This window comes from Streptomyces shinuiensis (genome assembly GCF_043660855.1).
Lineage (GTDB): Bacteria > Actinomycetota > Actinomycetes > Streptomycetales > Streptomycetaceae > Streptomyces.
Genome location: NZ_JBIHML010000001.1, coordinates 5,709,976 through 5,736,095, shown reverse-complemented (window position 1 = coordinate 5,736,095; position 26,120 = coordinate 5,709,976). Strand labels below are relative to the sequence as shown.

5 protein-coding genes are annotated in these 26,120 nt (G+C 75.0%); all 5 read right to left on the bottom strand.

The window, feature by feature from the left end; all coding sequences use genetic code 11:
* Positions 1 to 6: 6 nt before the first annotated feature.
* The 5 genes from ACGRHY_RS25880 to ACGRHY_RS25860 are packed head-to-tail and all read right to left on the bottom strand — an operon-like array spanning position 7 to position 26,069.
* Positions 7 to 1,233, bottom strand: coding sequence for an FAD-dependent oxidoreductase (locus tag ACGRHY_RS25880; protein ID WP_394637713.1), 1,227 nt, complete (start codon positions 1,231 to 1,233; stop codon positions 7 to 9).
* Complete coding sequence (locus tag ACGRHY_RS25875) at positions 1,230 to 8,897, bottom strand: amino acid adenylation domain-containing protein (RefSeq protein ID WP_394637712.1); 7,668 nt, start codon at positions 8,895 to 8,897, stop codon at positions 1,230 to 1,232. Before ACGRHY_RS25875 ends, ACGRHY_RS25880 begins: the two co-directional genes overlap by 4 nt.
* Positions 8,894 to 12,151: an amino acid adenylation domain-containing protein gene (locus ACGRHY_RS25870; RefSeq protein WP_394637711.1), complete on the bottom strand. Its 3,258-nt coding sequence runs from the start codon at positions 12,149 to 12,151 to the stop codon at positions 8,894 to 8,896. Before ACGRHY_RS25870 ends, ACGRHY_RS25875 begins: the two co-directional genes overlap by 4 nt.
* Positions 12,148 to 19,875, bottom strand: coding sequence for an amino acid adenylation domain-containing protein (locus tag ACGRHY_RS25865; RefSeq protein ID WP_394637710.1), 7,728 nt, complete (start codon positions 19,873 to 19,875; stop codon positions 12,148 to 12,150). The genes ACGRHY_RS25870 and ACGRHY_RS25865 overlap by 4 nt, the downstream gene beginning before the upstream one ends.
* Positions 19,872 to 26,069, bottom strand: coding sequence for an amino acid adenylation domain-containing protein (locus ACGRHY_RS25860; RefSeq protein ID WP_394637709.1), 6,198 nt, complete (start codon positions 26,067 to 26,069; stop codon positions 19,872 to 19,874). Before ACGRHY_RS25860 ends, ACGRHY_RS25865 begins: the two co-directional genes overlap by 4 nt.
* Positions 26,070 to 26,120: the final 51 nt, after the last annotated feature.

Here is a 26,120-nt window from a genome sequence, read left to right as displayed (position 1 = left end):
ATCCTCTCAGCGGTGCGTGGACGGGGGCCGGCCCCGGTCGGACGGAACGGGGAGGGAATCGGGCAGCCGGGGCGGGCGCTGCAGGGCGCGCCACATCTCCTCCTGACCGCGGCGGGCGAGGACGCGGGTCAGGCGCACGAACAGCGGACGCAGCAGCGGATTGTCGACCCGGGGCGCGCCGCCCACCTTGAAGACGCACTCGCGCACCCAGCGGACGCGCTCCTTGCGGAGGCGCTCGTAGGAGCGCAGGGCGGAGACCGGGTCGGCCGGAGCGGCGGCCAGTTCACCGGCGAGGACCACCGCGTCCTCGATCGCCTGGCAGGCGCCCTGGCCGAGCACCGTCGGCATCGCGTGGGCGGCGTCCCCGAGCAGGGTGACCCGCCCCTCGCCCCAGGTCTCCCGCCACAGGCGGTAGTACAGGTCGGTGCGGATGATCGACTCCTCGGGAGTGCCCGCGACGAAGGCGCGTGGCGGTCCCTCGAAGCCCTCGATGAGGCCGAGCACCCGTTCGCGCAGCGTGCCCGGCTCGTCCCGGCCCCCGGCCGGGGCGAAGTGGCCCACGGTCCACGCCACGCGGTCCTGCCCGACGTGCCAGGCACCGCCGTTGACACCGCGCGGCCCCTGGAAGAAGTGGACGGTCTCCGCAGGCACCCCGCCGCCGGTGTCGCTGACGCCGCGATAGGTGGTCACTCCGGTGTAGACGGGTTCGGTCTCGTCCGGCAGCCGGGCCGCGATACGGGAGCGGATGCCGTCCGCGCCGAGCAGTACGTCTCCCTCGGCCTCGGTGCCGTCGTCCAGCAGCAGGCGGACCCGGTCTCCCTCGTCGCGGTGGCCGGTGGCCGTGCGACCGAGGACGATGTCGGCCCCGGCGGCCTCGCATGCCTCCAGCAGCGCCCGCACCAGTTCGCCCCGCGCGAGGGTGACGCCGGGGCTGCTGCCGGGTGCCGTGTAGCTCTGGACCGGTATGCGGACCATCGGGACGTTCCGCTCGGACATGATCTGCCCGCGCTCGATGCGGGTGGTGCTCGCCTCCAGGCGCGGGCCGAGGCCGAGTCGGGCGAGCACCGTGGCGGCGTTGCTCCAGATGTTCAGTCCGGTGCCGCCGGTCTCGATACCGCGGCCGGTCCTGCGCTCGTACAGCCTGACCGGGAAGCCGTACCCGCGCAGGGCCAGCGCGGCGGTCAGACCGCCGACACCCGCGCCGGCGACCAGGACGGTGGGACGTTCGGTCATGCGGTGCCTTTCGGGGAGTGCGGTGAGGGGGGCGGGGGGAGGAAGCCGGTGGCCGCCAGGGAGCGCAGATAGCGGTCCAGCAGGGCGGCGTCCACCACCGCGGGGCGCAGCCCGCCGGACGCCCGGCGGGTGTTGGCGGTGTCGAACACCGGCTCGCGCAGACCGCGGCGGTCGTCCTCGACACGCTTGCCGAACAGCGACAGGGTGGGGCCGAGTCCGCTGTCGGGGTGGGCCTCGGCGTGGCGCCGGCAGGTCTCGTACCAGTCGGCGAAGGGCATTCGGCGGGCCGGGTAACCGGCCAGGTCCAGCGCCTCGGCGACGGTGTCGAAGCCGAGCCGCCGCGCGCCCGCGAACTGGTAGGTGCCACCCAGGTGCGCACGGCCCCGGGCGACGCGGGCGATGACGGCGGCGATGTGGTCCACGGGGACGATGTCGGTGCTGAAGCCGAGTTCGGGCACCGAGCCGGTCACCGCGCAGGCGCGCAGTACGTGGCAGAACACGTCGTCGGTGCGCCACACGCCGCTCGCGCTGTCCCCGGCGATGCGGCCGGGGCGGTAGACGGAGACCGGCACGCCGCGTTCCCGGGCCAGGGCGACGATCTTCTCCGCCACCCACTTACTCTGGTTGTACCCGTTGTCGTCCGGAGGGGGCGTGGCGGGCAGTTCGTCCTCGTACGCCTGCGGGGCGCCCTCGCCCCGCAGGGAGAACACCGAGAGGGTGGAGACGTGGTGGACGGGCTTGACCGGACCGGTACAGGCCAGCCGCAGGATCTCCCGGACGCCGCCGACGTTGGCCTCGCGCAGGGCCGTGTAGGGCTGCCCGAAGTTGACGCTCGCGCCGCAGTGGTGGATCTCGTCCACCCCTGCGGCCAGTTCGGCGAACTCCTCCTCCCCCAGGCCCAGCGCGGGCCGTGAGAGGTCGCCCGGCAGGGCCCGCGCCCGGGTGCGGGCCCGATCGTCCCACAGGCCCAGGCCGCGCAGGTGCTCCTCCAGGCGGGTGGCCGCCCGCTCCGGCCCGTCGGCGCGGACCAGGCACAGCACCTCGGCGGAGGTGGTCTCCAGCAGGGCCCTCAGGAGGAACGCGCCCAGGAAGCCGGTGGCGCCGGTGAGCAGGACCGTGCGGGGGGCCTCGCGCCAGGTCCAGTCGCCGGTGACCCGTACGGCCGGGTCCAGTAAGACGTCGGCGGCCGGGTCCGGGGCGCGGTGGCCGTCCGGGCCGCCGGTCACCGCCTCGGCGACCGCCTCGGGGGTGGGCCGCTCGAAGAGTAGGCGCAGGGGCACGCGGGCCTGCGGCCACGCGTCCCTGACCAGGGCGTGCAGTCGGGCCAGGGACAGGGAGTCGCCGCCCAGGGCGAAGAAGTCGTCGTGCGCGCCGACCCGTTCGGTCCCGAGCACCCGCGCGAAGAGGGCGCACAGCCGTTCCTCGGCGGGGGTGGCCGGCGGAACGTACGCACCGCCGGTGTCGCCGGCGGGCGCCGGCAGCGCCGCCCGGTCCACCTTGCCACTGGGGGTCAGGGGGAACGCGTCCAGGAGCACCAGGTGCGCCGGGACCATGTACCCGGGCAGGTGCGCGCGGGCCAGTTCCCGCAGTTCGCCGATGAGCCGGGTCTTCGCCTCCTCGTCGAGCGGGGCGGCGGCTCCGCGGAGGACCACGTGTGCGACCAGCACCCGGTTCCCCGACGGGTCCTCGCGGACGACGACCGCGGCGTCCCCGACGGACCGGTGGCCGCGCAGCACCGCCTCCACCTCGCCCGGCTCGATCCGGAAGCCGCGGATCTTGACCTGCGCGTCACGGCGGCCGAGGTATTCCAGCTCACCGGTCGGCAGGTACCGCACGAGGTCGCCGGTGCGGTAGACGCGCCGGACGGGGTCGCCGGGGTACTCGGGGTCGGGGAGGAACAGATCCGCGGTCAGTTCCGGCCTGCCGAGGTAGCCACGGCCCACGCCCGCCCCGCCGATCCGCAGTTCCCCGGGGGCTCCGACGGGCACCGGCCGCCCGTCGGGGTCCGTGACGGACAGCCGGGCGTTGGGCACGGGGCGTCCGATCGGTGGACGGCGGTCGTCCGCCAGGGCCCGGGAGAGGGTCGCGTAGACGGTGGTCTCGGTCGGCCCGTAGGCGTTGACCAGCCGCACGTGCGGGGCCCAGCGGGCGGCCACGGCGGCGGAGCAGTCCTCTCCCCCGGAGACGACGGTGCGCAGCGAGGGCGTGTCGGCCGGATCGAGGTGGGCCAGCAGTGAGGGCGGCAGCAGGGCGACCGTCGCGCGGTGGTCGCGGACGGTCGCGGCGATGCCCACGCCCGCCGCGGCGTCGTCGGCCGGGGGCAGCACCAGGGCGGCGCCGCCGAGCAGGGCCATCGTCCACTCCCACACGGAGGCGTCGAAGCTGGTGGAGGCGAAGGCCAGCACGCGGTCGCCGGGCCCGACCGGGATCAGGTCGCGGCTGAGGTGGAGTGCGGCCACGCCCCGGTGGGTCACCATGGCGCCCTTGGGGCGCCCGGTGGAGCCGGAGGTGTAGATGACGTACGCCAGGTCGTCGGGCCCGGCGAGCGGTTCGAGATCCGCCGCGTCCTCGTCCCCGGCGCCGGTGTCGTCCCGGTGGTCCCGGTCGAGCAGCACGACGTGGCGGTGCGGCGCGCCGGGGAGACCGCCGAGGCGCTCGTGCACGTCCTGCTGGGTGAGCACGACGGGCGCGGCGCTGTCGGCGAGCATGAACCGCACCCGCTCCCGGGGGTAGCCGGGGTCGACCGGCACGTACGCACCGCCCGCCTTGAGGACTCCCAGGATGCCGGTGTAAGTGTCGGCCGAGCGGTGCGCGCACAGCGCGACCAGGGTGCCGGGACCGACCCCGAGGGTGCGCAGCCTGCGGGCGAGCCGGTTGGCGCGGGCATTGAGCCGTGCGTAGCCGATCTCGCCGTCGGGACAGATCAGGGCGGTGGCGTCCGGGTGCTCGCGCACCCGCTCCTCGAACAGCACGTGCGCCGGAACCCCGGCCAGGGGGCGCTCCGGACCTCGGCCCCAGCGCTCCAGGTCGGCGCGGTCGGCCGCGCGGGTGGCCGGCAGTTCGGACAGCTTCCGCCCGGGTGCCTCGGCGACGGCGCGGAGGAGCTCGGTCAGGTGGTCGAGCAGGCGGTCGGCGGTGGCGGCCTCGAACAGGTCGGTGTTGTACTCCAGGGTGGCCCGCCAGGCACCGCCGCGCGGCACGACCTCCAGGACCAGGTCGAACTTGGATGTCCCCGGGGAGACCTCGTCCGGGCGGATGTCCGCCCCGCCCATGCGGACCTGCGGAATGTCGGTGTTCCCGAAGGAGAGCACGGCCTGCACCAGCGGGGTGCGGGACAGGTCCCGGGAGGCTCCCACCTCGTCCACCAGCCGCTCGAAGGGCACGTCGGCGTGGGCGTAGGCCTCCAGGCAGGTCTCCCGGGCCCGGTCGACCAGCTCGGTGAAGGCCGGGTCCCCGGAGACGTCGGTGCGCAGCGCCAGGGTGTTGACGAAGAACCCGATCAGATGCTCCAGCTCGGGCCGGTCCCGGCCGGCCACCGGGGAACCCACCGCGATGTCCTCCTGCCCGCTGTAGCGGGACAGCAGCACGGTGAAGGCGGCGAGGAGGACCATGAACAAGGTGGCGTCGCCCCGCCGGCCCACCTCCTCCAGGGCACGCACCAGTTCCGCCGGCAGTGTTCTGCCGCGCCGTGCGCCGCGGAAGGTCTGCACGGCCGGACGCGGCCGGTCGGTGGGCAGGTCGAGCGCGGGAAGGCCGCGCAGGCGGTCCCTCCAGTGGGCGAGCCGCCGGGCGGCCTCCGGGCCGTCCAGGCGGCCGCGCTGCCAGGCCGCGTGGTCGCCGTACTGCACCGGCAGGTGCGGCAGTTCCGGTTCCCCGCCCTCGAGCAGGGCTTCGTAGGCGGTCACCAGCTCGCGGACGAAGACGGCGACGGACCAGCGGTCGCACACGCAGTGGTGGAAGACCACCGAGAGCACGTGGTGCTCCGGCCCGGTGCGCAGCAGCACCACCCGTACCAGGGGCGGGTGGCCGAGGTCGAAGGGCGAGATGGCCGCCTCGCGCAGGATCCGCTCCCGCTCGGCGGCGCGCTCGTCCTCGGGCAGGGAGGTCAGGTCGACCGGTTCCACGGGCACGTGCGCGTCGGGCGCGACGGCCTGGAAGAGCTCGCCGTCCACCTCGGCCAGGGCGGTGCGCAGCGTCTCGTGCCGCCGCACCAGCAGTTCCACCGCCCGTCGCAGGACGTCCGCGTCCAGGGGCCCGTCCAGCTCCACCCGGCCGGGCATCAGATAGGCACGTGCGCTGTCCGGGTCGAGCCGGTGCAGGAACCACAGCCGTTTCTGGCCGGGGGAGGCGGGCAGCAGGTGGCGGCCCCGGTGGGGGCCGTCCGACTCCGGCAGCCGCGGGACCGGTACCGGTCCGTCACCGGCGTCCCGGGGGCCCGCGCCGAGGCCGTCGAGGGCACGGGCCAGCGCGTCGACGGTCCGGTGGTCGAACAACAGCCGCACGGGCACCTTCCGCCCGTACTCCTCGCCCAGCCGGCCCGCCGCGCGTGCGGCGAGCAGCGAGTGCCCGCCCAGGGCGAAGAAGTCGTCGTGCGCCCCGACGGCCTCCACTTCCAGAACCTCGGCCCACACCGCGGCCACCCGTCGCTCGGCCGCCGTGCGGGGCTCGGTGAACCCCTGCACGCGGTCGCGGGGTGCGGCTCCGGGCGCGGGCAGGGCGCGGCGGTCCACCTTGCCGTTGGGGGTGCGGGGGAACTCGGGCAGGACGGCCACGGCGGCCGGGACCATGTACTCCGGCAGGCGTTCGCGGGCCGCCTCCCGCAACTCCTGCGCCAGGGCGTCGGCGTCGTACGGCGTGCCGCGTTCGGGCACGGCGTAGCCGACGAGCCGCCGGTCCCCCGGCGTGTCCTCGCGGACGAGGACGACGGTGTCGCGCACCGCGTGGTGCTCGCGCAGCACCGCCGCGATCTCGCCCAGCTCGACGCGGAAGCCGCGGACCTTCACCTGGGAGTCCGCGCGGCCGACGAACTCCAGTGCGCCGTCGGCCCGGTAGCGCACCAGGTCCCCGGTGCGGTACGCGCGGCCGTTCCGGTCCGCGCCCAGCGGATCCGGCACGAAGTGGCGCTCCGTCAGCTCCGGCTTCCCGTGGTAGCCGCGCGCCACGCCCGGGCCGCCGATGTACAGCTCGCCCGGCACGCCCAGCGGCACCGGGCGGCCGTCGCGGCCCAGAACGCGGAAGCGGGTGTTGGCCAGCGGACGTCCCAGCGGCACCGGGTCCTCGCCCTCGGTGTAGCGGTGGCAGCCCGCCCACACCGTGGTCTCGGTCGGTCCGTACACCTGCCAGACCTCGACCCCCGCCCGGGCCATCCGCCGGGCCAGTGCCGGAGGCAGCGGCTCGGCGCCGCACAGGCCCCGGAACGGTCCCCGGGCCCGCCAGCCGGCGTCCATCAGCAGTTGCCAGGCGGCCGGTGTGGCCTGCCAGTAGGTGGCCCCGGTGGCTGCCATCCGGGCCGCGAGCCGTTCGCCGTCGACCGCGTCGGCCCGGGGGACCAGCGCGATGGCGGCGCCGGTGGTCAGCGGCAGGAAGAAGTCCAGCACCGACATGTCGAAGGCGTGTGTGATGGTGGCGGCCACGACGTCGTGCTCGCTCAGGCCGGGCTCGCGGCGCATGGAGTCCAGGAGGTTCGGCAGCCGCCCGTGGGGGACCATCACCCCCTTGGGGCGGCCGGTGGAACCGGAGGTGTAGATGACGTAGGCGAGGTCCTCCGGCCCGTTGACCGTCTCGGGGTACTCCGCGCTCTCGGCCGCGACGGCCTCCCGGTCCCGGTCCAGGAGCACCAGGCGCACGTCGTGGTCCGGAAGCCGGCCGGTCAGGCTCGCGTGGCCCACCAGTACCCGCGCGCCGGAGTCGGCCAGCATGTACCGGATGCGCTCGGCCGGGTAGTCGGGGTCGACCGGCACGTAGGCGCCGCCGGACCTGAGCACGCCGAGCAGCGCGACCAGCAGGTCGGGGGTGCGCTCGGTGAACACCGCGACGCGGTCCTCCGGACGGACGCCGAGCCTTCGCAGGTGGTGGGCGAGGCGGTTGGCGCGCTCGTCGAGTTCGGCGTAGGTCAGGCGGGAGTCGTCCAGGAACACCGCGGTGCGCCCGCCGGCCCGCGCCGTCCGTTCCCGCACCATGTCGTGGACCAGGACGTCCCGTACGGGGGCCGTCTCCGCGGTGCCCCACCGATCCAGCAGCCGCTGCTCGTCCGCGGGGAGGGCGGGCAGCGCGGACAGCCGGCGGTGCGGGTCGGCGGCCGCCGCCTCCAGCAGTGTGCGCAGGTGGGTGAGCATCCGGTCCGCGGTCGCGGCGTCGAACAGGTCGGTGTTGTACTCCAGTTCGGCGCGGAGCCCGCCGCACTCCCCGTCGCCGTCCCCGTCCGGCAGGAGGGTGAGGAACAGGTCGGACTTCGCGGTGCCGGGGTCGAGCCGTACGGCCTCGGTCTCCAGGCCGGGCATCCGCAGGTCGTCGCGCGGCGTGTTGCCCAGCATCAGCATCACCTGGACCAGAGCGCCCCGGGACAGGTCCCGGGGCGGCCGGAGTTCCTCCACCAGCCGCTCGAAGGGCACGTCGGCGTGGGCGTAGGCCTCCAGGCAGGTCTCCCGGGCCCGGTCGACCAGCTCGGTGAAGGCCGGGTCCCCGGAGACGTCGGTGCGCAGCGCCAGGGTGTTGACGAAGAACCCGATCAGATGCTCCAGCTCGGGCCGGTCCCGGCCGGCCACCGGGGAACCCACCGCGATGTCCTCCTGCCCGCTGTAGCGGGACATGAGCACCGAGAAACCCGCCAGCAGCACCATGAACAGGCTGGCGCCCCGGTCCCGGCCCAGGCGCCTCAGCTCCCGCACCAGCGGGGCGGGCAGACCGGCCGCGCGGACCGCGCCGCGGAAGGACTGCGCGGCCGGGCGCGGCCGGTCGCAGGCCAGTTCCAGCACCGGCAGGTCCGCCAGCCGCCGGCGCCAGTAGGCGAGCTGGCCGAGTAGCTCACCGCTCTCCAGCCGCTCGCGCTGCCAGGCGGCGTAGTCACCGTACTGGACCGGCAGTTCGGGCAGTTCGGGCTCGGTGCCGGAGGCGTGGGCCCCGTAGCAGGCCGCGAGCTCGCGTACGAGGACCGCCCCGGACCACATGTCGCCGATGCCGTGGTGGAAGGTCACCACGAGCACGTGGTCCTCGGGGGCGAGCCGGTAGAGGGTGACGCGGGCCAGCGGGGCGGTGTCCAGGCGGAACGGGCGGGAGACCTCCTGCTCCGCCAGGGTCCGCAGCTCGGCCTCGGGGTCGGCCGCGGCGGACAGGTCGGTCACCGCGACCGGCAGCCGGCACCCGGGGTGCACGAGCTGTACCGGCTCGCCCTCCTGTTCGGCCAGGGCGGTGCGCAGCGTCTCGTGCCGCCGCACCAGGGTGTCCACCGAGCGCTGCAGCAGTGCGGTGTCCAGGGGGCCGCGCAGGCGGGCCGCACCGTGCCCCAGGTAGGCGGCGGCACTGGCGGGGGCGAGCTGGGCCAGGAACCACAGCCGCCGCTGTCCGAAGGACGTGGGCAGGACGTAGCACTCCCCGTCGGCGCCGTCCGGCTGCGCCAGGGCCTCGGGCCCCGGTTCCCGGACGTCGCGGGCCTGTTCGACGGTCACGGGCGCTCCTCCCCGGACGCCGGGCGGCGGGCCGGTGTGCGGGGCCTGGCGACGAGGGCCGGCCCATCGGCGGCCGGGGCGGCCTGCGGGGCGCGCAGGGCCTCGGCGAACGCGGAGAGCACCGGCCGGTCGAACAGGGTGCGCACGCGGACCTCCCGGCCCAGCGCGGCACGCAGCCTGCCGACGACCCGGGTGGCGAGCAGCGAGTGCCCGCCCAGGGCGAAGAAGTCGTCGTGCGCGCCGACCCGGTCCACACCGAGGACCTCGGCCCACACCCGGGCGATCTCGGTTTCCAGCTCGTCCCGGGGGGCGGTGTAGTCCCCGGCGGTGCCCGGACGGCGCCCGTCCGGCGCGGGCAGGGCGCGGCGGTCCACCTTGCCGTTGGCGGTCAGCGGCAGCTCCTCCAGGAACACCACCGCGGAAGGCACCATGTACTCCGGCAGCCGGTCCCGGGCCAGTGCGCGCAACTCGGCTCCGAGCCGCTCACCGTCGCCGCCACCGACGTCGCCGCACGGAACGGCGTAGGCGACCAGGCGCACGTCGCCGGGGGACTCCTCCCGGGCGGCCACCAGCACCTCCCGAACCCCCGGGTGTTCCCGCAGCGCGGCGGCCACCTCTCCGGGTTCCACCCGGAAGCCGCGTATCTTGGCCTGGTCGTCGGCCCGGCCGAGGACCTCCAGTTCACCGTTGTCGAGCAGCCGGGCCAGGTCCCCGGAGCGGTACATCCGCGCGCCGCCGCCGGCATGGGGATCGTCGAGGAAGCGCTCGGCGGTCTGCTCGGGCAGGCCGCGGTAGCCGCGGGCCACCCCGGGGCCGGAGACGTGGATCTCGCCGCACACGCCGGGCGGTACGGGCCGCCCGTGCCGGTCGAGCAGGTGGATGCGCAGATCGGGCAGGGGGCGCCCGATGTTGCTGCGGACGCCCGAGACGGTGTCCGCGGCGGTGACGCGGTGGAAGGTGGCGTGCACCGTGGCCTCGGTGATGCCGTACATGTTGACCAGGCGGGGCTCGTCGTCGCCGAAGCGCTCGATCCACGGGGCGAGCGAGGGCACGTCCAGGTACTCACCGGCGAGGATCACGTAGCGCAGGGGCGGCTGCCCGCCGCCGTGGTCCAGCGCGTGCCGCGCGTAGGGGCCGAACGCAGAGGGGGTCTGGCCGAACACCGTGACCCCCTCGCGCTCGAGCAGGGCGTGCAGGGCCTCGGGCGAGCGGGCGGTGTCGCGGTCCACGACCACCAGCCGACCGCCGGTGGCGAAGGCGCCCCAGGTCTCGAAGACCGACACGTCGAAGGCGTAGGAGTGGAACATGCTCCACACGTCGTCCGGGCCGGTCTCGAAGAGGGTCTCGGCGCCGCGCACCAGCCGGACGACGTTGGCGTGGGTCAGCTCCACCCCCTTGGGACGACCGGTGGAGCCGGAGGTGAACAGGACGTACGCCAGGTTTCCGGGATCGGCCCCGGAGTCGGGTGCCGACGGGTCGTGCGCGGCGATCTCCTCCGCGTCGCGGTCGAGGTCCACCACCGGTCCCCCGGACGGCGGGACACGGTCGGCGGCCGCCGCGTGGGTGACCAGGATGCGGGCTCCGGCGTCGCCGAGGACCTGGGCCATCCGCGCGGCGGGCTGGGCGAGGTCCAGGGGGACGTACGCGGCACCGGACTTGAGGACGCCGAGGATGCCCACGATCTGGTCGGCCGAACGCTCCAGGCACAGCCCGACGCGCTCCTCCGGCCCGGCCCCCAGCTCCCGCAGTCGGCGGGCGAGCCGGTTGGCGCGCTCGTCCAGCTCCCGGTAGGTGAGCCGGTCGGTGCCGCAGACCAGGGCGGTGGCACCGGGGGTGCGCGCGGCCTGCTCGGCGAAGATCTCGTGCAGGCAGGGGGCGGCGGCGATCCGCCGCGGCTCGCGGTCGCCGCCGAGCAGCCGGATCCGCTCCTCGGGGGTGTAGGGCTCGATGTCGCCGAGCCGGCCGCCCGGGGTGGCCGCCATCTGGGCCAGGAGCTGGTGGAAGTGGTCTGCCATCCGTCCGGCGGCCGGCTCGGCGAAGCGCCGCCGGTCGTGGACGAGCCGGGGCGGCAGGCCCTCCTGGGGGAAGACCACCATGGTCAGGGGGTAGTGCGGGCGGCCGTCGTAGGCGAAGTCGACGATCTCCAGCCCGTGCAGGGCCATCTCGGGCGCCGGGGTGTTCTCGAAGGCGAGGTCTGTCTCGAACAGGGGGACCCCGCCGCCGGGCAGTCCGGCCCACCGGTGGAACAGGTGCAGGGGCACGTCCGCGTACTCGCGTGCCTCGGTCATCTCGTCCTGGAGCCGCCGCAGCCAGGGCAGCAGGGGCCGGTCCGGGTCGATGCGGGCGCGTACCGGAGTGGTGGTGATCATCGGGCCGACGATGGTCCCGGCGCCGGGCAGGTCGGCCGGACGGTGGGTGGAGGTGGCGCCGCTGATGACGTCGTCGCGTCCGGTGTAGCGGGACAGCAGCAGCATCCAGGCGCCCTGGACGAGGGTGTTGAGGGTGAGGCGGTTGTCGCGCGCCAGGGAGTCCAGGTCGCGCACCAGGGAGCCGAGCGAGCGGTCGGGGACGAACCCGTGGCCGGGGCCGTCGTCGGCGGGCGGACGCGGACCGACCTCAAGGGCCTCGGGCGGCTCGTACCCCGACAGCGTCCGGCGCCAGAACTCCTCGGCCTTGCCCAGGTCCCGCCCCTTCCACCAGGCGACGTAGTCGCGGTAGGGGCGGGCGGGGGCCAGCGAGCACCCGGTCCCCCGGGCGCCGGCGGCGTAGAGCTCGGCGAACTCCTGGAGGACCAGGCCGAAGGACCAGCCGTCCATGACCAGGTGCGGGAAGCTCCAGAAGAGCCGGTGGAGGTCGTCACCGAGGCGGACGAGGGCCACCTTCATCAGCGGGGGCCGCCTGAGGTCGAAGCCCCGGCGGCGGTGCTCGGCGGTGAACTCCCGGTACCGCCGGTCCTGTTCGTCCTGCGGCAGGCCGCGCCAGTCGACCTCCTCGACGTGCAGTGCGGCGTGGCGGTGAACCGCCTGGAGGGACTTGCCGACCTCCTCCCAGTGGAACCCGGTGCGCAGGACGGGATGCCGGTCGACGACGCCCTGCCAGGCCCGCCGGAAGGCCTCGCGGTCCGGTGTGCCGCGCAGCGTGAAGGTGAGCTGCTCCACGTACACGCCGGACTCGGGCGCGAAGAGACTGTGGAAGAGCATGCCCTCCTGAATGGGCGCCAGCTCGTAGACGTCCTGGAGTGTGTCGGGCTTCATCGGGTCTCCTCGGCGTGTGCCTGCGTGCTGTTCGGGGCGGGGGCTTCACCGCCGTCGGTGCGGGCTTCCTCGCCGGTGGGCGGGTCGTCGTCGCCGAACGCGTCGATGAACGCGGTCAGTTCGTCCGCGTCGAGGCCGGCCAGCGGGAAGTCGCTGGGGCTGAGCGATCCGGCTCCCGGCGTGCGGCAGTGGTCGGCGATGCGCCGCAGTGCGTCGCCGAGTCCGTCCACGAGGGCGGCAAGGCCGTCGGGCGGTGCCTCCCCGGAGCGGCAGTCGGCCGTCACGCGCAGCACGCCGCCGGTGACCTGGGTGGTGACGACGAGCGGGTGGCCTCCCTCGGTGACGGGCGGGTGCAGCGGGGTGAGCACCGCTGCGGGCCGCGTCGTCTCCCCCAGGTGGCGCAGCAGGACACCGGCCGGGTCGCCGGCGGCCTGCGGCGGGGCGGACCGGCAGGACTCCTTGGCGGCGGCCAGGGCCGCCTCCGGATCCGCCGCGGCGGTCAGGGCCAGTGGCCGTACGGTGGCCAGGCTGCCGACCGCGCGGGCGTCGCCCGGGTCCGACCGGTCCGCGGTGCGGGGGTCGTGCTCGACGTCCGCCCGGACGGCGCCCTGCGCTCCCAGCGCGCCGACGGCCAGGCAGAAGGCGGCGGCCAGGGTCTCGGCAGCGGTGGCGCGGTAGGCGGCGGCGGTTCCTTCCAGGAGGTCCGAGGTCTCCTCGGCGGTCAGCCCGGTACCGAGCCGGTGGAGCGTGTCGCCGTCGCCGAGGGGCAGCGGTTCCGCGGCGGACGGGGCCTGCTCGGGGGCCGGTCCCGCGGTCGCGCCGGACGGGGCGGGCGGTGCGTCGGCCGACCGGACCAGCCGCCGCAGGACTTCGGGGTCCTCCGCGTCCGGCGCGGGGTCCTCTCCCCGGGCCGCGCGGCCGGCGGCGCGGGCCAGGTCCTCGAACAGCGCCGGCCAGGAGGGGCCGTCCACGGCGGCCTCGTGCACCAGCCACACCAGGCGGCGGGTTCCGGTGCCGAGGTCGAACAGGGCCGCCTTGGTGACCGGGCCGCGCACCGGGCACAGTTCCTCGCGCATCTCCGCGGCCATCTGCGCCAGCGCGGCCTCCCGCCCGTCCTCGGGCAGGGAGCCCAGGTCGATCAGCGGTACGGACACCGGTGCGTCCGCACCGCCCGAGTCGGCCGGGACGATGCGCCGGGACCAGCCGCCGTCCTGTTCGGCCAGACGGGTGCGCAGGGCGGAGCGCGCGGCGACCACGGCGGCCAGCGCGCGTTCCAGGACGGCGGGGTCGAGTTCCCGCTCGACCGACAGTTCCGCGCGGTGGACGCTCCGCGGCACCGACCCGAAGGCCAGGAGCTGCGCCTGCCGCGGGGTCAGGGCCGTGGTGCCGCCCGCCCCGCCGAGGTCGGCGCCCCGGGCCTCCAGCAGGGCTGCCAGGTCCGCGATGGTCTCCTGCTGGAACAGGTCGGCGGCGCTGAACTCCAGCCCCTCGGCGGCGGCGCGGGAGACGACCTGGATGCCCATGATCGAGTTTCCGCCGGCCGAGAAGAAGTTGTCCCGCGGGCTGATGCCGGGGGTGCCCACCACCTCCGCGACGATCTCGGCGAGCCGGGCGGCCAGGGGGCCGGCCTCCGCACCGCTTCCCGACGTGGAGCGGGTGGGGTCGGGGAGGGCGGAGCGGTCCACCTTGCCGTTGGAGCTGAGCGGCAGCCGGTCCAGGACGACGAAGGCCGCGGGGACCATGTAGGCGGGCAGGACGCCCTCGGCCAGCGCGCGGACCTCGTCGGTCAGTTCCCGGTCGGTCTCCGCTGTGCGCTGCCGACCGGACGCGGCCGGGACGACGTAGGCCACGAGCCGGCGGTCGTGCCGGTCGCCGGGGGCGGCGACGGCCGCCTCCCGAACGCTGTCGTGGCGCAGCAGGGCCGCCTCGATCTCGCCCAGCTCGATACGGAAACCGCCCACCTTGACCTGGAAGTCCTCGCGGCCGAGGAACTCGATGGTGCCGTCCGGCCGCCGCCGGCCGAGGTCGCCGGTGCGGTAGAGGCGCTCGCCGGTGCCGGGGTGGGTGACGAAGGAGGCGGCGGTGCGCTCCCCGTCGCGCCAGTAGCCCTCGGCCACGCCGGCGCCGCCGATGTACAGCTCGCCGACGGCCCACACCGGGCACGGCCGCATCCCCTCGCCCAGGACGTGGAAGGTCTGGTTGCGCAGCGGCGTGCCGTACGGGACGGAGTCCCAGTCCGGGGCGGTGTCCGCGTCCGGGTCGACGGGGTGGAATATCGACCACACGGCGGCCTCGGTGGCCCCGCCGAGGCTGATCACCCGCAGGTCCGGGACGAGTCCGCGCAGCCGGCCGGGCAGGTCGAGGGGGATCCAGTCGCCGGAGAGCAGGGCGAGCCGCAGTGGCAAGGGCCCCTCGCCGCCGTCCGTCCCGGACAGGTGCTCGGCGTACATCCGCATCAGGGCGGGCACGGAGTTCCACAGGGTGACGCCGTGCCGGCGCACCAGTTCGTCCCAGTGGCTGGGATCGCGGCTGGTGCCCGGGCGCGGCAGGATCAGCCGGCCGCCGGCTCCCAGGACGCCGAAGATGTCGTAGACCGACAGGTCGAAGCTGAGTGAGGACAGGCCGAGCACGGCGTCCTCCTCCCCCACCCCGAAGCGCTCGTTGACGTCGACGAGCGTGTTCAGGGCGGCCCGGTGGGAGAGCACGACGCCCTTGGGCTCACCGGTGGAGCCGGAGGTGAAGATCACGTACGCCGGGTCGGCGGGGGTCTGGACCTGCTCGGGCGGGGTGCCGTCGGCGCCGGGTGCGTCACCGGGGTCGGTGTCGAGGTCGACCTCGACCGGGCGCACGCCCTCGGGCCAGTCGCGTTCCGGGCCGCCCCGGCGCGTCAGCACCAGCCTCACCTGGCCGCGTTCGCACAGGTGGTCCTGGCGTTCGGCGGGCAGGTCGGGGTCGATGGGCAGGTAGGCGCCGCCCGCGAGCTGGACGGCCAGGGCGGCGGTGATCTGCTCGCAGCCCTTGTCCGTCGCCACGGCCACCAGCCGGCCGGGCCCGGTGCCCAGTGCGCGCAGCCGGTGGGCCAGGACGCAGGCGTGCCGGAGCAGTTCCCCGTAGGTCAGCTCCCGGTCGTGGGCCACCACCGCGGTGCGGTCGGGGTGGTGTGCGGCACGGTCCGTCAGCGGCCCGTACAGCAGCCCCCCGGGTACGGGTCCCTCGGTGGCGTTGACCCCCTCGATCAGCTCCCGCTGGTCGGCGGGCAGAGGGCACCGGGCCGTACGCCGCCAGGCGTCGTCCGAGGCGGCCAGGTCCTCCACCAGGGCGCGGAAGGTGTCGAAGACCGCGTCCATCACCCCCGCGGGGAAGAGCTGCCGCACCCAGTGCCAGCTCAGCTGGACGCCCTCGGCGGTCTCCATCACCGCGAAGTCCAGCCACACCTGCGGTGTCTGGGCGATCTCGTGCAGGACGGAGCCGAGCCAGCCGAAGATCGAGGCGTCCTCGGCCTCGTTCTCCTGTACCAGGGTGCTGGTGAACACCACGGGCATGACCGAACCGCTGGTGCCGCCGCGCACGCGGGCCATCTCGCGCAGGATCTCCACACCGTTGAGGTAGCGGTGCTCCAGGTCCTCCCAGCTCTGCCGTTGCAGCTCGGTGGCCAGCTCCGCTACGCCGGGGGCGCCGGCCAGGTCCACCGGCAGCAGGTCGAAGGAGGCGAACTCGCCGACCAGGTCGCGGACGTCCTCGTGCACCCGAAGGCGGTTGATGACGGTGACGTTGAGGGTGAAGCGGGGCTCGCGCGCCCAGGTGCCCAGGGCCGCGGCGTACGCGGCGAGCAGGGCCGCCGAAGGGGTCACCCCGGCCGCGGCGGCGCGCTCCTTGAAACCCTCCCAGGCGGTGGTGGGCACGATCGCGTCGCGGGCGGTGAACTCGGGGTCGGTGAGGGCGGCCGGGTTGAGTGCCAGGGGCAGGTCGGGCCCCGGCGGCAGGTCGGCCACCCGTTCGCGCCAGTAGGCCAGGGACCGCTCGTACAGGGCCGTGCGGCGGACCTCCTCGGAGGCCAGGACGTAGTCCCGGTAGGAGATGCGCAGGGGGCGGATCTCCTCCTCGCGGCCCTGGTAGTACCTGCGCCAGTCCCGCACCAGCAGGCGGATGCTGCCGATGTCGGCGATGAGCAGGTCGAAGCTGAGGTGCAGCCGGGTGCGGCCGCCGGCCAGCAGGCTGACGCGGATGTCGAACAGCGGCCACCGGTCGGCGGGGCGGATCTCGTGCGAGAGGTCGGCTCGCAGTTCGTCCAGGGTGCGGGCGCTCTCCCCGGGATCGGCCTCGCGCAGGTCCAGCACCGTGAAGCGGTAGGGGCCGGTGTCGGGCAGGATGCGCTGGCGTCCGTCGTCGTCGATGACGGCCCGGAGCATGTGGTGGCGGTCGACGACCTGCTGCCAGGCGGCCTCCAGGCGGTGGACGTCGACGTCCTCGTCGAGGTCCACCTCCCAGTAGACGTGCGCGGCGACCCCTCCGCCCTGGAAACTGCCCATGCGGCCGATCCACTGGGCCTGCTGCATCTCCGACAGCGGGAACGGCTCGTGGAGGTTCCCGGGGTCGGGAACGGCGTCGGGCAGCCGGTCGCGCTCCCGCTCCGGCCCGGTGCCCGTGCCCGCGTCGGCGCCCGCGTCAGTGCCGCCCAGAAGGGCGGTCAGGCCCGCGATGGTCGGGTCGGCCAGCAGGTCGCGGAGCTTGACCGTGGCCCCGAGATCGGCCTTGATCCGCTCGGCCACCCGGGCGGCGAGCAGCGAGTGGCCGCCCAGCTCCATGAAGTTGTCGTGGATGCCGACGGGGGCGACGCCCAGCAGGTCCTGCCAGATGTCCGCCAGCCGCCGCTCGCGTTCGTCGCGCGGCTCGGTGTAGGGGGTGGTCAGGGGCGGGCGCGGGTCCAGGTCGCCGGAGAGGGCGAGGGGTGCCCCCGCGTCGGCGCCGTCCGGCTCCGGCGCCTGGACCTCGTACGGCCCGGCGGCCCGGTCGCCGGTGGCCGCCGGCTCGATCCAGTAGCGCCGCCGTTCGAAGGGGTGGGTGGGAAGGGCGATCCGGTCGCCGCTCCCGCCCTGGACCCGCTCCCAGTCCAGTTCGGCGCCCGCCAGCCACAGCCGTCCCAGCGCCTCGGCGAACCTCAGGGCCTCGTCCCGTCCGTCGCCCTCCTCACGGGCGGCCGGCATACAGGAGACCGCGGTGGCTCCCCGGCCGCGGGCGGCGGGCCGCGCCATGGCGGACAGCACCGTTCCCGGACCGGCTTCGACCAGCACCGCCGGCCCCTGTTCGGTCACCAGGCGTATCCCGTCGCCGAAGCGCACCGGCTCGCGGACGTGGCGGGCCCAGCACGCCGGGTCCGTGGCCTCGGCCGCTGTCGCCCACCCACCGGTGCGGTTGGCCGCGTACGGGATCCGCGGCCCGTGGAAGGCGATGCCGGACAGGGCGGAGGTGAACTCCTCCAGCATCGGCTCGACCATCGCCGAGTGGAAGGCGTGCGAGGTGTGCAGCTCGCGGCCGCCGACCCCCTGGTCGGCCAGGTGCCGCGCGAAGGCGTCGAGCTCCGCGGACGGGCCGGACACCACGCACAGCTCCGGGCCGTTGACGGCGGCCAGGGACAGCCCGGCGGGCAGCATCCGGCGCACCCGCTCCTCCGCCAGGGCCACCGAGAGCATGCCGCCGCCGGGCAGTGCCTGCATCAGCCGCCCGCGGACGGCGACCATGTGCAGTGCGTCGGGCAGGGACATCACGCCCGCGCGGCAGGCGGCGACGATCTCGCCGACGCTGTGCCCGATCAGCGCGTCCGGCCGCACGCCGAGGCTGTCGAGCAGTTCGGCCAGGGCGTAGGAGACGGTGAACAGGGCGGGCTGGGCCATGTCGGTGCGCCGCAGCCGCTCGGCGGCGGCCCGGGGGTCGGTGCCGGGGCCGGGCAGGATGACCTCCCTCAGGTCCACACCGAGTTCCCCCGCCAGGGTCTCGGCGCACAGGTCGACCTGCTCGCGGAAGACGGGTTCGTCACGGTAGAGACCGGCGCCCATGCCCGGGTGCTGGCTGCCCTGGCCGGGGAACATCAAGACGATGCGGGGCGTCTCGGAGGCCCGGTGGGTGGCCACCCGCTCCGGGTCCCGTTCGCGCAGGGCGCGGGCGGCGTCGGCGGCCTCGCGGGCCACCACCAGGCGGCGGTGCGGGTGGGCGGCGCGTCCGCGCTGGAGGGTGGTGGCGGCTGCGGCCGGGTCGCGGCCGGCCTCGCCGTCCAGGGCCGTGGCCAGTTCGTCGGTGGCGGTCTCCAGGGCACCGGGGGTGCGGGCCGACAGCGGCAGCAGGTACAGGTCACGGGTCGGCGGACGGGACGGCGGCAGGGCCGGCCCCTCCTCCAGGACGGCGTGGGCGTTGGTGCCGCCCATGCCGAAGGAGCTGACGCCCATGCGGCGCGGCACCGCGTCGGTCCTCCACTCGGTCAGCTCGGTGACGACGTGGAAGGGGCCGGATTCGAGTTCCAGCCGGGGGTTGGGGCGCTCGAAGTGGAGGGAGGGGGCGAGTTCCCGGTGCCTGAGCTGGAGCACGGCCTTGATCAGGCCGGTGATGCCGGCCGCCTCCGCGAGGTGACCGACGTTGGACTTCGCCGATCCGATCGCGCAGGAGGCGGCGCCCCCGGCCCGCGGTCCCAGGGCCCGGGCGAGCGCGGTGATCTCGATGGGGTCGCCGAGCGGTGTGGCCGTTCCGTGGGCCTCGATCGCGGTGATGGTCTCCGGTTCGACGTTCGCCACACCCAGCGCGGTGGCGATGGCCCGGGTCTGGCCGTCGACACCGGGGGCGGTGTAACCGACCTTGGCAGCGCCGTCGTTGTTGACCGCCGTTCCCTTGATCACCGCGTCGATGCGGTCGCGGTCGGCGATGGCGTCGGCGAGCCGCTTGAGCACCACCACCCCGACCCCGCTGCCGAACATGGTGCCGCTGCCGGAGGCGTCGAAGGGGCGGGTGTGCCCGTCCGCGGAGAAGATCATCCCGTCGCGGTGGAGATAGCCGCGCCCCTGCGGCAGGCGCACCGAGGCGCCGCCGACCAGCGCGACGTCGCACTCGTAGCCCAGCAGTCCCTGCGTGGCCAGATGCAGGGCCACCAGCGAGGAGGAGCACGCGGTCTGCACCGCCACGGCGGGGCCGTCCAGGTCCAGGCGGTAGCTGACCCGGCTGGCGAGGTAGTCCTTGTCGTTGGTGACGAGCAGTTCAAGGGTCTCGGCGACGTCGGAGAAGCCGGCGCGGCCCGCCAGGAGGTTGGAGACCAGGTACGTCGACAGGCTGCTGCCCGCGTAGACGCCGATCGCTCCGGGGACGGCGGACGGCACACAGCCCGCGTCCTCCAGCGCGGTGTGCGCGGTCTCCAGCAGGAGCCGCTGCTGGGGGTCGAGCATGGCCGCCTCGCGGGCGCTGTATCCGAAGAACGCCGCGTCGAACAACTCCACGCCGTCCAGGACCGATCCGGCCCTGACATAGGCGGGATCGGCGAGCAGTTCGGCGGGCACGCCCCTGGCGAGCAGTTCGTCGTCACCGAAGAAGGTCACCGATTCCACGCCGTGGCGCAGGTTGTGCCAGAACTCCCGTACGTTCGGCGCGCCGGGGAACCTGCCGGCCATTCCGATGACGGCGATCTCCCCGCCGTCGAGCCGGTCGGCGGTGCCGTCGTCGGGACCGTTGTACCGGGGGGTTGTCATGCGCGGGGACCTTCCTGATGCGGCGTCGGCGCGTTGGGGGGCATCGGACGGCGGCCGGGTGCCCGGCGTTTCGCGGCCCGCCGCAGGCGGGCGCGGTCGTGTCCCTGCCGGACCGCCTCGGTGGTGTCGGCGCCGCCGTCGAGGAACTCGGCCAGGCGGCGCACCGTGGTGTGTTCGAAGAGGCTGAGCAGCGGGAAGTCGCGGCCGAGTGCCGCGCTCAGCTCCCGGTGGACCTGGACGACCATCACGGAGGTGGCTCCCAGGTCGAAGAAGTTGTCGGTGGCCCCGATCGTTTCGATGCCCAGCGTCCGCTGGGCGACCTCCTGGACGGTGCGCTCCAGGTCGCCTTCGGCGGCCACGTACGCGCCGCGCCGTGGCGCGGCGGAGGCGGAGACGGCCAACCGCCCGCGGTCCACCTTGCCGTTGGCCGTCAGCGGCAGTGCGCCCACTTCGGTGACGGTGGCCGGGACCATGTAGGACGGCAGCAGGGACGTCAGGTGCTCGCGGAGCCGCTCGGCCAGCGGCCTGCCGTCCGCGGGACCGGTCGCCGTCGCCGGGCCGGCCGGCCCGGCGGGGTCCCGGACCGGGCGCAGGCCCCCGACCAGTGCGTGCAGCACCTCGTGCCCGTCCTCCAGGCGCAGCGCGGCGCGCAGGCCGGGTGTGGAGCGGACCAGCCCCAGCTGGCACAGGCCCAAGGGCCCCTCGGTCGCGGCCGTGTCGAGCGACTGGGCCATCAGGCCTGCCTCCAGCAGGCAGAAGTCCCGGCTGCGGCGCCCGTAGAGCGGCTCGATCGCCTCGCGGCGGGCGACGAGGAACACGGAGAACGCCGATCCGGCGAACGTGGCCCGGTTGGCCTCGACGTGGATGTCCTGCGACAGACGCGCCCCGGGCTCGACCGCGACCAGCTCGTGCGTGGCGGGGTCGGCGTAGTACGTGCCGCCCGGCAGGCCCTCCACCCGGCCCTCGGCCGCGTAGAGGTACACCTGCACCGGGTAGAGCGAACCGGCCGAGGCATAGCGGTACTTGGGGAACGGCCCTTCGTCACGGCTGCTCAGCGGCTCCAGCAGCCGGGCGAGTTCGGCCAGCGGCACCGGGCGGTCGTCGTAGCGGCGGTGACTGGCCCGCCGGGCGCGCCCGGCGGGCTCCTGGTCGGCCGTCCGGGGCAGGGCGTGGCGCGGACCGTCGAGATCGGTGCGGCGCCCGGGGCGGCGGGCCTTGAACGCCAGCCGTTCGACGGGGTCGGTGACCACCTGCCCCAGCTCCTCCGCGTCGTAGGCGTCCTGCCCGTCCGCGGCGCCGGACGCGGTGGTCACGACGTGGGCGGCGAGCGTACGGGAGTGCCGGTCGGTCCCGGTGGCGACCACGGCGGCCTGGGCGACCTCCGGGTGGCGCAGCAGGGCCGCCTCGATCTCGCCCAGCTCGATGCGGAAGCCGCCGATCTTCACCTGGAAGTCGTCGCGGCCGAGGATCTCCAGGTTGCCGTCCGGCAGCCAGCGGCCGAGGTCCCCGGAGCGGTAGAGGCGCTCGCCGGTGCCGGGGTGGGTGACGAAGGAGGCGGCGGTGCGCTCCTCGTCGCGCCAGTAGCCCTCGGCCAGGCCCGCTCCCCCGATGTACATCTCCCCCGGGACCCCCACGGGGCACGGCAGCATGCGGTCGTCGAGCACGTGGACTGTGTGGTTGCGCATCGGACGGCCGTAGGGGACGGAGTCCCACCGCGGGTCGACGTCGCCCAGGGGGTTGGCCACGCACCAGATCGCCGTCTCGGTGGGCCCGCCGGACGCGGTGACGAGGGCGCCCGGGGCCAGCGCCCTGATCCGGTCGGGGAGGTCCACGGGGATCCAGTCGCCGGACAGCCACACCGAGCGCAGTGTCTCCAGCGCGGGATGGGGGTCGCTTCCGGACGTGCCGGACAGGTGTTCCACCAGCATCCGCAGCAGGGCGGGCACGGAGTTCCACAGGGTGACGCCGTGCTCGGCCATCAGCTCCAGCCACCGGCCCGGGTCACGGGCGGCGGCCGGTTCGGGCAGCACCAGGGTCCCGCCCGCGCCCAGCACCCCGAACACGTCCCACACCGACAGGTCGAAGCCGAGCGAGGACAGCCCCAGGGCACGGTCCCCGGGCCCCACCGCGAGGCGTTCGCGGACGTCGGCGAGGGTGTTGAGGGTGGCCCGGTGGGTCTGCACCACGCCCTTGGGTTCGCCGGTCGAACCCGAGGTGAACAGCACGTAGGCCGGGTCGGTGGGTTTCTGCACCGGGTCCAGGGGGCCGCCGTCCCCCTCCGGGGGCGCGTCGAGGTCCACGGGGACGGCGGTGACGTCCGCGGGCAGGTCCGTGTCCGCGCCGGACGGTACGAGCGCCAGGCGGACCAGACCCTGTTCGAGGATCGTGTGCCTGCGCCGCTCCGGCAGGTCCGGATCGACCGGCAGGTAGGCGGCGCCCGAGAGCTGGGCCGCGACGGCGGCGACCACCTGTTCGGCGCCCTTGGGCAGTTGCACGGCGACCAGCCGGCCCGGTCCGGCGCCCAGAGCGCGCAGCCTGCGCCCCAGCCGGGAGGCGTGGTCGTACAGTTCGCCGAAGGTCAGGCGGCGTTTGGGGGCGATCACCGCGGTGCGGTCGGGGTGGTCGCGGGCCTGGTCGGCGATGCCGGAGAACAGATGCCCCCCGGGCACGGGGCCGGTGGTGTCGTTGGCCTCCTCCATCAGGGCCCGGTGAGCCGCCGGCAGGGGGTCGAACCCGCCGGGCGCCCAGGCCTCCTCGCTGTCGGCCAGCTCCCGCAGGAGGGTGCGGTAGGCCGCGAACATCTCCTCGACCATGCCCGCGGGGAAGCGGTCGGCCACGGCGTCCCAGTTGTAGGACAGCGCCCCGGCGTCCTCGAAGACCTGGTGGTCCAGGAGGACCTGCGGGGTCTGGGTGACGCCGACCACGGTCTCGCCCATCCAGCGCGTGCCCCACTCCCCCTGGGAGAACTCCTGGTCGCGGCCGTGCTCACGGGTACTGGCGAACACGACGGAGGCGAAGGCGGAGGCGGGCAGACCGCGGGTGCGGGAGATCTCGCGCATCACCTCCACACCGCTGAAGTAGCGGTGCTCCAGGTCCTGCCACAGCCGGCGCTGGATCCGGGCGGCCAGACCCTCGACGCCGTCGTCGGGACGCAGGTCGACCTCCAGCAGCGTCACCGAGGTGAAGTCACCGAGGATGTCGTCGATCCGCTCGTGCAGCGGCCAGCGGCTGAACAGCGGTACGTCGAGGGTGAAGTGGCTGGTGGCGCTCCAGGTGCCCAGGACGGTGGCGTAGGCGGCCAGCAGCAGGGCGGAGGGGGTCAGTCCCCGCGCCTGGGCACGCTCACGCAGAATCCTCCAGTGCTCGGCGTCCAGGCGTGCGCGGTGGCGCCTGCGCACCGGGACGCGCGGCGCGGTGTCCTCGGGCACCGGCAGCAGCGGCAGCTCGGGGCCCGGGGGCAGGGTGGGCACCCGTGCGAGCCAGTAGTCGCGGGACGCGGCGTAGACCGGGGTCCGCTCCATCTGCCGGGAGGCGAGCACGAAGTCGCGGAAGGAGACCTCGGGGGGCGGCGGCTGGGAGGCGGGGTCGGTGTAGAGGTCGCCCCACTCCAGGAAGAACAGCCGCACGCTCGCCACGTCGAAGGCCAGCAGGTCCAGGCTGATGTGGACCCTGTGGCGGCCGCCGCCCAGCGCGGTGGCACGGATGTCGAACATGGGCCAGGTGTCCAGCGGCAGTACCTGGTGGGCGAGTTCCCCGCGCACCGCCTCCAGGTGCCGCCGTCTCTCCTCCTCCCCCGCTCCGCTCAGGTCGTGGCAGGGGATGCGCACCGGGGGCACCTCCCCGGCGGGCAGGATGCGCTGGTGCCCGTCGGCGCTGACGACCGCCCGCAGCATCTCCTGGCGACGCACCAGACGGTCGAGCGCCTCGCGCAGCCGGTCGAGGTCGATCCCCTCGGTCTCCACCTCCAGGTAGAGGTGGATGGAGGAGCCGCCCAGGTCGTACGCGGTGCTGCGGCCGACGAGATACGCCTGCTGGATCTCGGTGAGGGGGAACGGCTCGTGGCGGTGGGCCGGGTCGTCCACCAGCGCGGGCCAGGGTGTACCGCCGTCCCCGTCGCCGGTGTCCCCGGCGATCCGCGCGGCGAGGTCGGTGACCGTTCCGCGCAGGAGGCCGGCGGTGGGCAGGGACACCTTGAAGTCCCGTTCCAGGCCGTACCGGAGCGCGATGACGCGGAGCGACTCCAGGCCCAGCGTGACCAGGGGGGTGTCGTCGCCGATGGTGTCGGCGGGCAGGCCGGTGGCCGCCGCGAGGCGGCGGCGGACCTCGGACGCGGTCACGGGGCCGCGCAGCTCGGCCGGGAGGGAGGCGAGCAGGGCCCGCAGCGCACCGTCGGCTCCGAGTGGGGCGCCGTCACCGGCGGGCCGGTCCGTCGGGGGCCCGGTGGTGTGCAGCGCGGTCAGTTCTCCGTCGGCGTACGCCTGCCGGCAGCCGGTACGGCGCACCTTGCCGCTGTCGGTGTGGGCGATCTGCTCGGGCGCGACCAGCACGACTTCCGCCTCGACCTCGTGGTCGGAGGCGACGGCACGCCGGATGCGGTCGGCGAGGTCGGCCGCGTCCGCGGGACCGCCGGACTCCGGCGACGCGGGAACGGGCACGGCCTGGACGACGACCAGGCGCTCGCCCTCCTCGTCGTCGACGGAGAAGGCGGCGACGGGCAGCGCCTTCAGCTCGGGCGCGGCCGCGCGGGCGGACGCCTCGATGTCCTGCGGATGGAGGTTCCGCCCCCGGATGATGACCAGCTCCCGCGAGCGGCCGCACAGGAAGACACGGCCGTCGTGGCTGAAGGCGAGGTCACCGCTGCGCAGCCACTGCCTCTCCGAACCCTCCAGCCGTCCGCCGAAGGTCTGCGCGGTCTCCCCCGGGCGCCGCCAGTACCCGCGGCAGACGGCGGGGCCGGCGACCCACAGCTCGCCCACCCGGCCGGGTTCCGCCTCGGTGCGTGTCCCGGGGTCGACCACGATCACCTCGGCGGAGGGCCCGGGGCGTCCGCACGCGGCCAGCGGGCGGACGCGCACGCCGTCGCCCTCCTCCGCCGCCCGGGCGCGACCGTGTTCGAGTTCCGCGGCGTCGACGGTCAGGGTCCTGGGTCCGTGCTCGCCGAGGACGATCTGCATGGCCTCGGTGAGTCCGTAGGCGCAGAACAGCGCCTCGCTCCGGAAGCCGGCCGGTGCGAAGGCGGCGGCGAACCTCTCCAGGGTGCGCGGCTGGATGCGTTCGCCGCCGACCAGCGCGGTGTGCCAGGAAGACAGGTCGAGGGAGCGGACGCGGTCCTCCCCCACGGCCTCGGCGCACCGCTCGTAGGCGAAGTTGGGCCCACCGCCGAGCACCGGACCGGAGGCGTCGCTGATAGCGCGCAGCCAGCGGCCGGGGTCGTCGACGAAGTCGTCGGGAGTCATGTACACGCCCTCGCCCCCGACGTACTGGGCCAGCAGAAGGTGCCCCAGGCCCAGGGCGTGATAAACGGGCATCCAGCTGACCACCGACGCGCCCTCGGGGAACCGGGTCAGGGCCCGGAAGTTCTCGATCTGGGCGGTGAGTGCGGCCTGGTCGACGACCACGGCCTTGGGCCGCCCGGTGGAACCTGAGGTGTACTGGAGCAGCGCGGGAGCGTCCCCGGCCCCGGCGGCGGACGGCCGCCATTCGGCGCCGTCCTCCTGCGGGAGGGTGTCGGCCTCGACCCAGTGGACGGGGTGGTCCGGCCGCGCCCGGTCCCACGTCTCCCGCAGGGCGGCAGCGAAGCCGGCGGTGGTGACGACCGCGCCGGCCCCGGCGTCCTCGGCGATGTCCGTGATCCGGCCGCCGTCCTCCGTGGCGCGCGGCGGCGGGCAGGGAACCGCCGTCACCCCGGCGTACAGGCAGCCGTGGAGGGCTGCGAAGAAGTCGTGGCCCGGCGGCAGGACCAGCAGTGCCGTGGCCCGCCCGCGGCCGAGCAGGCGGCGCAGGCGCACGGCGACGGCCCGGGCCCTGGCGTCCAGCAGCCGGCGGGAGATCGCCGAACCGCGTTCGCCGGCCCGGTGGCCGGGAGGCAGGAAGCGGTAGGCGGTGGCATCGGGGTCGCGCCGCGCGTGCTCCAGGATGGTCCCGAGGAGGGTGGGGGCGTCGGTTCCGAACGACCTGGTGGTGGAGTCGGTCATCCTCGCTGGCTCCTGTTCCTGCTGCGGAGGCTCGACAGCACGTTCCGGGGC